General features: G+C 68.9%; 9 protein-coding genes and 2 pseudogenes. 3 read left to right on the top strand and 8 right to left on the bottom strand.

Annotated elements, in window-relative coordinates; all coding sequences use genetic code 11:
• Positions 1-252 (top strand): annotated as a pseudogene (locus tag ACFWPJ_RS14950) (amidase); the annotation flags it as partial.
• A 6-nt stretch (positions 253-258) separates the two neighbouring features.
• Here the strand turns inward: ACFWPJ_RS14950 and ACFWPJ_RS14945 are convergent.
• The 8 genes from ACFWPJ_RS14945 to ACFWPJ_RS14910 all read right to left on the bottom strand — a co-directional run bounded on the left by ACFWPJ_RS14945 (position 259) and on the right by ACFWPJ_RS14910 (position 8,564).
• Positions 259-2,472, bottom strand: a complete 2,214-nt coding sequence (locus ACFWPJ_RS14945; protein WP_378851414.1) for an acyl-CoA dehydrogenase — start codon at positions 2,470-2,472, stop codon at positions 259-261.
• A gap of 2 nt (positions 2,473-2,474) precedes the next feature.
• On the bottom strand, positions 2,475-3,353 hold the full coding sequence (locus tag ACFWPJ_RS14940; RefSeq protein WP_378851411.1) for an SDR family oxidoreductase: 879 nt from the start codon (positions 3,351-3,353) through the stop codon (positions 2,475-2,477).
• A gap of 4 nt (positions 3,354-3,357) precedes the next feature.
• The gene (locus ACFWPJ_RS14935; RefSeq protein ID WP_378851409.1) at positions 3,358-4,236 is read right to left on the bottom strand and encodes a MaoC/PaaZ C-terminal domain-containing protein; all 879 of its coding nucleotides are present in this window, start codon (positions 4,234-4,236) and stop codon (positions 3,358-3,360) included.
• Entirely contained in the window at positions 4,233-4,673 is a 441-nt protein-coding gene (locus tag ACFWPJ_RS14930; RefSeq protein WP_378851406.1) for an SRPBCC family protein, read from the bottom strand. Before ACFWPJ_RS14930 ends, ACFWPJ_RS14935 begins: the two co-directional genes overlap by 4 nt.
• A gap of 31 nt (positions 4,674-4,704) precedes the next feature.
• A complete protein-coding gene (locus ACFWPJ_RS14925; RefSeq protein WP_378851404.1) occupies positions 4,705-5,895 on the bottom strand; it encodes a lipid-transfer protein in 1,191 nt (396 codons plus the stop codon).
• A 226-nt stretch (positions 5,896-6,121) separates the two neighbouring features.
• Positions 6,122-6,310, bottom strand: coding sequence for a hypothetical protein (locus ACFWPJ_RS14920; RefSeq protein WP_378851401.1), 189 nt, complete (start codon positions 6,308-6,310; stop codon positions 6,122-6,124).
• A 166-nt stretch (positions 6,311-6,476) separates the two neighbouring features.
• Positions 6,477-7,850 carry an FAD-dependent oxidoreductase gene (locus ACFWPJ_RS14915; RefSeq protein WP_378851398.1) on the bottom strand — a complete coding sequence of 458 codons (1,374 nt, stop codon included), beginning with the start codon at positions 7,848-7,850 and terminating at the stop codon, positions 6,477-6,479.
• 24 nt (positions 7,851-7,874) lie between these two features.
• Positions 7,875-8,564 (bottom strand): TetR/AcrR family transcriptional regulator, encoded by a 690-nt coding sequence (locus ACFWPJ_RS14910; RefSeq protein ID WP_378851395.1) that lies wholly within the window; start codon positions 8,562-8,564, stop codon positions 7,875-7,877.
• A 203-nt stretch (positions 8,565-8,767) separates the two neighbouring features.
• Here ACFWPJ_RS14910 and ACFWPJ_RS14905 point away from each other — a divergent pair, with 203 nt between their 5' ends.
• Both ACFWPJ_RS14905 and ACFWPJ_RS14900 read left to right on the top strand, forming a co-directional pair.
• Positions 8,768-9,709, top strand: coding sequence for an alpha/beta fold hydrolase (locus tag ACFWPJ_RS14905; protein ID WP_378851392.1), 942 nt, complete (start codon positions 8,768-8,770; stop codon positions 9,707-9,709).
• A 7-nt stretch (positions 9,710-9,716) separates the two neighbouring features.
• Positions 9,717-10,181, top strand: a pseudogene (locus ACFWPJ_RS14900) (amidohydrolase family protein); the annotation flags it as partial.
• Positions 10,182-10,206 lie beyond the last annotated feature (25 nt).

The raw sequence follows: 10,206 nt of genomic DNA, 5'->3' as shown, positions 1-10,206 counted from the left end.
TCCCCCACCCCCCCCCCCCCCCCGCGCCGCCCCCCCCCCGCCCCCCCCCGGGGCGCGGGGGCGGCACCCCCCGGGGGCGCCCGGTTCCGCGCGGGGGGCCTGCCGGTGACGCAGGTTCCGCTCGGCCGGGGCGCCCACGGTCTGCCGCTGGGTGTGCAGGTGGTCGCGGGGGCGGGCCGCGACCACCTGTCGATCGCCGCGGCCCTCACCCTCCAGGACGCCTTCGGCGGGTGGGTCCGGCCGCGACCGTGAGCACCCTCAGGCGGTCACCGACGCGTCGCGGGGCAGCCCCAGCATCCGTTCGCCGATGACATTGAGCTGCACCTCGGTCGTGCCACCGTAGATGGTGGTGGCGCGCCCGGCGATCAGCTGTTCCATCGCGTGATCACTGCGCTCCCCCGGCACCGAGACGACACCGGCGATGCCGAGTTCGGCGACGACGAACTCCGAAATCGCTTGTCCCAGTGCCATACCCAGCAGCTTGCCGACGCTGGAGGTGGTCGAGACATCGATGCCGGACAGCTGCTTGAGCACCACCCGCGAACCGATCACGTCCACCGCCCTGCTCTCGGCCATGAGCTCGCCGACGTGGTAGCGCGCCACCGGTGACAGGTCCCGCCCGATAGCGAACTTCAGCAGGTCGGCGTCGGTGGCGTAGGCCTCCATCTTCTGGCTCAGCGCCACCCGCTCACCGGCCAGCGTCGTGCGCGCCACGTGCCAGCCGTCGTCGACCGCGCCGACGACGTTCTCGTCGGGGATGAACACGTCGTCGAGGAACACCTCGTTGAACAGCGCTGATCCGGTCATCTCCCGCAGCGGCCGCACCGTGATGCCGGGGCTGGACATATCGAGCACGAAGTAGGTGATGCCCTCGTGCTTGGGCTTGTCCGGGCTGGTGCGCGCGATCAGCATCGCCCATTCCGCGAACTGCGCGACCGTGGTCCAGATCTTCTGCCCGGTGACCCGCCAGCCACCGTCGACCTTGGTCGCCTTGGTGGTCAGGCTCGCCAGGTCCGAGCCCGCGCCCGGTTCGCTGAACAGCTGGCACCACACGACCTCGCCGCGCAACGTCGGAACGACCAGCTCCCGCTTCTGCCGTTCGTCGCCGTGCGGGACGATCGCGCCGACCGCCCAGGTACCCATCAGCAGCTGCGGCATCGGAATACCGGAGGCCTTGATCTCCTGCGAGATCACGACCTGCTCGAGCGGCGAGGCCGAACGACCGTACGGGCGCGGCAGATGCGGCAGGTTCCAGCCGCCGTCGCCGAGCGCGACGAGCTGGTCGTCCTCGTCGTCGATCTGCGCGATCTCGGCGAGCTCGGCCCGGATACCGGCCCGGATCTGCTCGGCCTCGGCGGGCAATTCGAGTTCGCTCGACAGCGTCAGCCCCGACAGCGCGTAGCCGGCGACCGCCTCGGCGCGTTCGTCGCGCGCACCCAACTGACCGCGCAGCGCGAGCACGCGCCGGTAGTACAGGTGCGCGTCGTGTTCCCAGGTGAAGCCGATGCCACCGTGGACCTGGACGCAATCCTGGGCGACCTGCACCGCGGCATCGGGGATGATCAGCGCGGCGACGGCGGCCGCGTAGTCGGCGGTCTCGTCGTCGCGATCCAGCGCGTAAGCGGCATCCCACAGCACCGCGCGTGCCTTCTCCAGCGCGATACCCATGTGCGCGCACTTGTGCTTGACGCCCTGGAACTGCCCGATCGGCCTGCCGAACTGCACGCGGGTCTTGGCGTATTCGGACGCGGTCGAGACACACCACGACATCACGCCGACCGCCTCGGCGCCCAGCACGACCGCCGCGACCGACCGCACCCGCGCGGAGGTCACCGCGAGCACCCGTGCCGCCGACACCTCGACCGAATCCGCCTGCAGCCGAGCCGCTGCGCGCAGCACGTCGACATTGTCCTGCGCGGCGACGGTCAGATCGGCGTTCTCGAACGCGACCCACCGCTGCTCGCCGTCGACGGTGACCGGCGCGATGATCACATCCGCCGACACCGCACCGACCACACCGTCGGCGGTGCCGTCCACAACCAGCGCACCGTCACGCAGCACACCGGTCAGGTTCGAGGACAACGCGACCGCACCGGTACGCGACCCGTCGGCCAGACCGGGCAGTTGCGCCTGCGCCCATGCCCCACCGGCCTGGGCCAGCACCGCGCTCGCCAGCGCCGTCGGCACGAACGGGCCGGTGTGCAGGCCACGGCCGAGCGGCTCGAGCGCGACGGCCAGTGTCAGCAGACCCGCTCCCTGCCCGCCCAGGTCCTCGGCGACGTGCAGGCTCAGCAGATCCTGCGCGACGAGCGCGTCCCAGTAGGGCAGCTGCTTGCCCGCCTCACTGGATTCGACTGCCGCGCGGACGATCTCGGCGGTGATGGTGCGTTCGACGAACCCGTGCACCGCGTCGGCGAGAGCCAGGTGGTCCTCGCTGACGCCGACGCCGAGCTCATAGCTGTTGCGTGCCATGGCTAGCTGGTCTCCTTCAGCTGGGCGGCGACCTCATCGATGGTCCACGGACCGTCGGTCTCGACCGTGCGCACGTCGTGCCAGCCCGCCAGTTCCACGATCGCGCCGCCCTGCACCGCGAACACCTTGCCGGTGAGCGGGCAGCCGGCCTCGGCCAGGTGCGCGACCAGCGGCGAGATGTTGGCCGGGGCGAACGCGTCGAACTCGCCCTCGGGCACCTCGGCGGCGAACAGCGCGCCCATGCCGGGGGTGGCCAGGGTCAGCCGGGTGCGCGCGATCGGGGCGATCGCGTTGACCCGCACGCCGTAGCGCTCGAGCTCGTCGGCGGCGACGAGGGTCAGTGCGGCGATGCCTGCCTTGGCGGCGCCGTAGTTGCCCTGTCCCGCATTGGGCATGAAGGTGCCCGAGGCCGAGGCGGTGTTGATCACCGCCGCGTTGACGGGCACGCCCGCCTTGGTCTGGGCCTTCCAGTACGCCGCGGCGTGGTGCAGGGTGGCGGCGTGGCCCTTGAGGTGCACGGCGATGACGGCGTCCCACTGGGATTCCGCCATGCCCGCGATGAACGCGTCGCGCAGGATGCCCGCGTTGTTCACCAGCACATCGAGCGTGCCGTATTCGCTGATCGCCTGGTCGACAAGGGATTTCGCGCCGTCCCAGGTGGCGACGTTGTCGGTGTTGGCGACTGCCCGCCCACCGGCGGCGACGATCTCGTCGACCACCTGCTGAGCCGGTCCGGCATCGCTGCCGGAGCCGTCGTTGGCGCCGCCGAGGTCGTTGACCACGACCTTCGCGCCCTCGCGGGCGAACAGCAGCGCGTGTTCGCGGCCGATACCGCGCCCGGCGCCGGTGACGACTGCGACGCGACCGTCAAGCTTTCCCATGAGTTCAGTTCTCCTCGTTGAATTCGACGCGGCCGTCGGTGATCGCGATCTGGCCCGCGGCTTCGGTCTCGAAGGCGTAGGCGGCGACGCCCGGTGTGGCGGCGGTGCGCCACATGGTCGTGGTGATGTCCTGGCCCGGCAGCACCGGCTTGGCGAAGCGCACGGCGAGGCGGCGCAGGCGCGCGGTGTCACCGCCGGCGAGTTCGGTCAGCGCGGCCCAGGACGTGAACGCCATGGTGCACAGACCGTGGTTGATGATGCCGGGAAGCCCTGCCATCCTGGCGATTTCGTCGTCGAGGTGGATCGGCATCGGATCGCCGGAGGCGGGCGAGTAGCGGAAGGTCTGGTCGCTGTCGATGTGCGCGGTGACCTTCGCGACCGGTTGGCTCGCCCGGTCAGTGTCGGTGATCCGGTGCTCGGGTGCCTGATCCCCTTCGCCGGGGCCCGCGTCGACCTTGCGGAAGAACGCCGTCATCCACTGCTCGTTGACGAGTTCACCTGCGGCGTCGCGGGTTTCGGCGTAGACGACCACCGTCGAACCGTTCGGTTTGCCCACGTAGCCGATCGGCTTGGCACGCACCACCAGTTCGTCGCCCGCCCGGATCGGCCGGTGGAACAGGAAGTCCTGCTCACCGTGCACGAGCTTCATCAGCAGTTCCACCGGCGCCACCGACAGCGCCGCCGGTGCCATCGAGGTGAACACCGGGACGACCGCGAACACCGGCGGCGCGATCTCGCCGCTGCGGTGGGCGTCGATCGGATCATTGGTCGCCGCGGCGTATTCCGCGATCCGTTCCGCGGTGACCGAGAACCGCTCCTCGTCGGTCCACTCCCCCAGGCCGGAGCCGTCGAAGACGACCCCGGCCGATTCCGAAGTGGTCATGCGGCCGATCCGACGAGCTCGGTGAACTTGGCCATCGAGGCCTTCAGGTCGGCTTCGGCGTGCTTGGCGACGGCCTTGCCGATCGGGCCCACGATCATGGTGCCCTTGAAGCTGGCGTCGAACGCGGCACTCGAGCCCGACTCGGTCGACTCCACCTTCAGCGCGAATTCGACGGTGACACCGGCCATTCCGGTGCCGGTGATGCGCAGGTACTTGTTCGGGTCCACCTCGGCGACGGTCCACTCGATCTTGTTGGCCATGTTCATCACCGACACGACCTCGATGAAACGCGAGCCCGCGGTCAGCTCGGCGGGGAGCTCACTGCGCCAGCCCTGGTGGATGGTCAGCCAGTCCTCCCAGTTCGCGAGGTCGCTCAGGCGAGCCCACGCCTGCTCGGGGGTGACGGGAAGATCGGTGGAAACGGACACAGATGCCATGGGGGTACTCCTCGGGTTTCGTGGGGGAAGGTCAGCGGTTGGCCGGGCGGTAGGCGGTCACCACGACCGCGCCGCCGAGACCGATGTTGTGCTGCAAGGCGATTCGCGCGTTGTCGACCTGGCGGGCGTCGGCATCGCCGCGCAGCTGCCAGGTGAGTTCGCTGCACTGGGCCAGGCCGGTGGCGCCGAGCGGATGCCCCTTGGAGATCAGGCCGCCGGACGGGTTGACGACCCACTTGCCGCCGTAGGTGGTGGCGTTGTCGTCGACGAGGCGGCCGCCCTCGCCGGGTGCGCACAGGCCGAGCGCCTCGTAGGTCAGCAGTTCGTTGGTGGAGAAGCAGTCGTGCAGCTCGATGACGTCGACGTCCTCGGGGCCGATGCCCGCCTGCTCGTAGACCTTCAGCGCCGCGGTGCGCGACATGTCGGCGCCGACGAGGTTGATCGCGCTCTGGGTCGAGAAGGTGGACTCGAGGTCGGTGACCATCGACTGCCCGACCATCTCCACGGCGCGATCGGCCAGGTTGTGCCGGTCGACGAACGCTTCACTGGCCAGGATCACCGCGCCGGAACCGTCGGAGGTCGGCGAGCACTGCAGCTTGGTGAGCGGGCCGTAGATCTGCTTGGCGGCCAGTACTTCGTCGAGGCTGTATTCCTTCTGGAACTGCGCGTACGGGTTGTTCACCGAGTGCTTGTGGTTCTTCACGCCGATCTTGGCGAACTGCTCGGCGGTGGTGCCGTAGCGCTCCATGTGTTCCTTGCCCGCGGCGCCGAACATGTACGGCGCGGGCGGCATCGCGAACTCCTGCAGTTCGGCCAGCGCGAGCAGGTGGCGCATCATCGGCTGCTCACGGTCGTCGAATGTCGAACCGAGCGAACCCTTCTGCATCTTCTCGAAGCCGAGCGCCAGCGTGCACTCGGCCAGGCCGCCGCGGATCGCCTGCGCCGCGAGGTAGAGCGCGGTCGATCCGGTGGAGCAGTTGTTGTTGACGTTCACCACCGGAATGCCGGTGAGCCCGAGCTCGTAGACCGCGCGCTGACCCGAGGTCGACTCGCCGTACACATAGCCGACGTAGGCCTGTTCGACGCGGTCGTAGTCGATGCCCGCGTCCGCGAGCGCCTTGGTGCCCGCCTCCCTGGCCATGTCGGGGTAGTCCCATTCCAGTGCGCCCGGTTTCTCGAACTTCGTCATCCCGACGCCGACGACGAACACCTTCTGTGTCATGTACGCACTCCTGTGTGCCGCGCGTCCCGATTATGTGGGACACGGTGTCCCTGCAATTTAGGTTGGACAACGAGTCCAGGTCAATACCTCGGCAAAGACCAATTTCGGACAGGCGGAAGCGAGCAGGGCAGCTTTCAGCGCGCTGACCGGCACAGATTTAGTGAGGCATACGTCCCAGATACATGGACAGAAGTGGGTAAGCCCCCGAGAGAAGATCCGATCGGGGCTAGTCGACCAGCGAGTCGCCAGGCATTCGCTCGACGGCACGCAGCCGCTCGGCGAACCCGGTCAGAATCTCGTGCGACTCGACGGAAAGTCCATCGATCAGCGCCATGAAGCGCTCGAATCGTGGATCAGAGAACGGCCCGCGCCGGTCCACGACGGAACGAGCACCGGCCAGGCCACTCGATACCATCCGACACTCCCTAGACCCAGCAGCCAACCCATACGCGACCGCCTGCTGCCCAGCGGTCTCGCCGAAGGAAAAGTAACATAGCTGAACATTTGCGGATATCTCACCTGCCGCATACGCGAGAACCGCGGCTCGCGATCGACCCGTCGCGGACCTGCGATCCCAGCGGTCAGTGACCTCGGGCCACCGCGCGGGCCGCTGCGCGGGCGGCGACAAGCACCGGATCCCAGACCGGTGAGAACGGGGGCGCGTAGCCGAGGTCGAGCGAGATCACCTGTTCCACCGTCATTCTCGCGGTGAGGGCGACCGCGGCGGTATCGATGCGCTTGGCGGCGCCGTCGCGGCCGACGATCTGTACGCCGAGCAGCCGGCCGGTGCGACGTTCGGCGAGCATCTTCACCGTCATGGGCTCCGCGCCGGGGAAATAGCCTGCCCGGCCGGTGGATTCGATGGTGACGGAGTGGAACTGCAGTCCGGCGCGCCGGGCGTCCCGCTCCCCCAGGCCGGTGCGCGCCACCTCGAGATCACACACTTTGCTGATCGCGGTGCCGACCACGCCGGGGAAGGTGGCGTATCCGCCGCCGACCCCCGATCCGATGACTTGGCCGTGCTTGTTGGCATGGGTGCCGAGCGGAACGTGGCGCAGCGTGCCGGACACCAGGTCCAGCACCTCCACGCAGTCACCGCCAGCCCAGATGTCGTCGTATCCGCTCACCCGCTGGGCGAGATCGGTGAGCAGACCGCCGTCCTCGCCCAGCGGCAGCCCGGCTCGGCGGGCGAGGTCGGTGGCCGGGCGCACGCCGATCCCCAGGATCACCACATCCGCCGGATACTCGGTGTCGGCGGTCGTGACCGCCTCGACGCGTCCGCCCGAGCCGGTCCGCATGCCGGTGACTTCGGCGTTCGTCACGACCCGAATTCCCATTCCCACCATGGCTTCCCGGACGAGCGCGCCCATATCGGGGTCCAGCGTGGACATGGGTTCGGCGCCCCGGGTGACCATGGTGACCCGGAATCCGCTCCGCACCAGCGCCTCGGCCATCTCGACGCCGATATACCCGGCGCCCACGACGACCGCGGACCGCCCGGTCGCCGCCGCGAGCCCGTCGATGACCTCCTGCCCGTCGTCGAGGGTCTGCACGCCGTACACACCCTCGGCATCGATACCAGGCAGCGGCGGACGGACCGGCGTCGCACCGGTGGCCAGCACGAGCTTGTCGTAGCTCGTCCACGATGGGGCGCCGGTGCCGAGGTCACGCGAAAGCACCTGTCGCCCCGCCGGATCGATCTCGATCACCTCGGTCCGCAGGCGCAGGTCGATGTCACGAGCGCGGTGCTCGGCGGGCGAACGCGCGATCAGATCGTCGGCGTCGGCGACATCCCCGCTCACCCAGTACGGAATCCCGCACGCCGAGTACGAGGCGTGGTTTCCCTTCTCGAACACCACGATCTCGAGCTCGTCGGCGCCGCGCAGCCTGCGCGCCTGCGACGCCGCGGCCATCCCCGTCGCGTCCCCACCGATGACCACCATGCGCTCGCCCATGTCGTCCACGGTACGAGAGCATCGTCAGGGTGGCGTGATCCCCTGCGAGATCGCGGCCAGCGTTTCGACGACCGGCTGGTCCGGGTCGACGACGACGCCCTTGCCGCGCAGGAAACCGTCGAGCAGTTGGCAGACGGAATCGGTACTGCGCTCGATGAATTCCTCGGTGGCGGCCGGTTCCGGTTTGCCCGGCACATCGAGCCAGAGATCGGTGACCGCGACGAGGAACCCGACGATGCCACGGGCGAGGTGGTCCACACCGTCGGTGTCGAGGCCGACCGCGGCGAACAGTGTTCTCGTCCGCTCGGCCAGGTCGTCCGACAGGCGCCTGCCCACGTCGAGGGGCCGTGCCGAGCTGTCACCGGTCGCAACGCTCTGCGTGACCGCCACGTACCGGAATACGTTCGGGTACGTCAGCACGACCTCGGTGGCCGCGGTCAGGAACTGGTGGACGGTGGCGCGGCGGGTCTGCATCATCAACGACAGATCCGGCGCCACCGAGCGATAGATCTGGTCGACCAGCCAGTCCGCGACGGCCCGATCCAGGTCGGACTTGTCCGCGAACATGCGGTACAGCCGTGGTTTGGCGACGCCGACCTCGGCCGCGATCGCCCCCATCGTCACGTGCGCGCCGTCGCGCCCGATGGCGCGGATCGCACCGCGGACGACGTCGTCGCGCGAGAGGATCCGCGCGGCCGCACGCCCCGATGTCATCGACATGTCCCTGTTCTTCCGCGTCGCCGTAGCCGTCTCGGCAGCATACCGGCAGTTCCGGCCGCGAATCCCCGACTGTGGACACGAACCACGCTTGACAGGGGCGGCGGCGTACCGGGAAACTCGACAACTGGTACCGGCGGTACTATTGAACGAACCCGGAGTACAACGTGCAGTGGCGCACGCGTCCAGAAGGAATTCCCATGGCGGTTCACCTCGACAATCAGCCCAGCGTCCGGCCAGTGCCGAGGCAACAACACCGGGTCAGAAACGGCGAGATCGAGCTCGCAGTGTTCGAGTACGGACAGCCCGACGGTGTACCCGTGGTACTGGTGCACGGCTGGCCCGATACCCACCACCTGTGGGACGGCGTGATCGCGCTGCTGTCGGACAAATACCGGGTCCTGGCCTACGACACCCGCGGGTACGGGGAGTCCAGCGCTCCGCGCGCGGTGTCGGCCTATCGCCTCGAACGCCTGGCCACCGACTTCTTCGCCGTCGTCGACCAGCTCAGCCCGGAGCAGCCGGTGCACGTCCTCGCGCACGACTGGGGATCGGTCCAGATCTGGGAGGCGGTCTGCGAACAGGGCGCCGAGGAGTTCGTCGCGTCCTTCACCTCGATCTCGGGCCCCAACCTCGACCACCTCGGCAAGTTCCTGCGGGCGCCGCTGCGCAGGCCGACGCCGCGCGCGATCTGGAACACCCTGGCCCAGGGCCTGTCCTCGGCCTACACCGGGTTCTTCATGCTGCCGGTCCTGCCCGGCCTGTTCTTCCGGGTGGCCGGTTCGGCACGGATGTGGCGGCTGTTCCTGCGCCTGGTCGAGGGCGTCCGGCCCGACCAGGTCACCGTCGCCGACACCCTGCGCAAAGACATGATCTCCGGCCTGCGCTTCTACAAGGCCAACATCCTTCCCCGCATGCTCGGCCCGCGGGACCGGCGCACCGCGGTGCCCGTCCAGTTGATCGTCAACACCCGCGACATCGCCGTGCGCCCGGCCGGCTACGACGACTACGGACAGTGGGCAGACGACCTGATCCGCCACGACCTGCCGCGCGGCCACTGGCTGCCCTTCTCCGACCCGGGCGCGATCGCCGGCTACGCGGAGAAGTTCATCGCAGCACACTCGACCGACAGCGGAAAGTAGTTCTCTCATGACCGATTTCGATCTCGTCATCACCGGTGGCACCTGGTTAGACGGCACCGGCGCGCCTGCCGCCCGGCGCCATCTCGGCATCATCGACGGTGTCGTGCACCGTGTTTCGGCTGAACCGCTGCCTGTCGGACCGAACACCGAGGTGATCGATGCCGACGGCAAGTGGGTCGTGCCCGGCTTCGTCGACGTGCACACCCACTACGACGCCGAGGTGCTGATCAAGCCGGAGCTGTCGGAATCGTTGCGCCACGGTGTCACCACCGTCGTCATCGGCAACTGCTCGCTGTCGACGGTCCTGGCGTCCAACACCGATTGCGCCGACCTCTTCAGCCGGGTTGAAGCCGTACCTCGTGACGCGGTGTACGAGACGCTCGACCGCACCCGCCCCAGGTCGGGCCCGGCCGAAAACGCGAAGGCGATCGACGAGCTGCCGCAGGGGCCGAAAATAGCGGCGTTCGGCGGGCCTTAGGATCTGCGCACCCAAGTTG

The sequence above is a fragment of the Nocardia sp. NPDC058497 genome (assembly GCF_042720195.1).
Taxonomy (GTDB): Bacteria; Actinomycetota; Actinomycetes; order Mycobacteriales; family Mycobacteriaceae; genus Nocardia.
The sequence above is the reverse complement of the archived record's forward strand: the minus strand, read 5'-3'. Positions and strand labels throughout refer to the sequence as shown.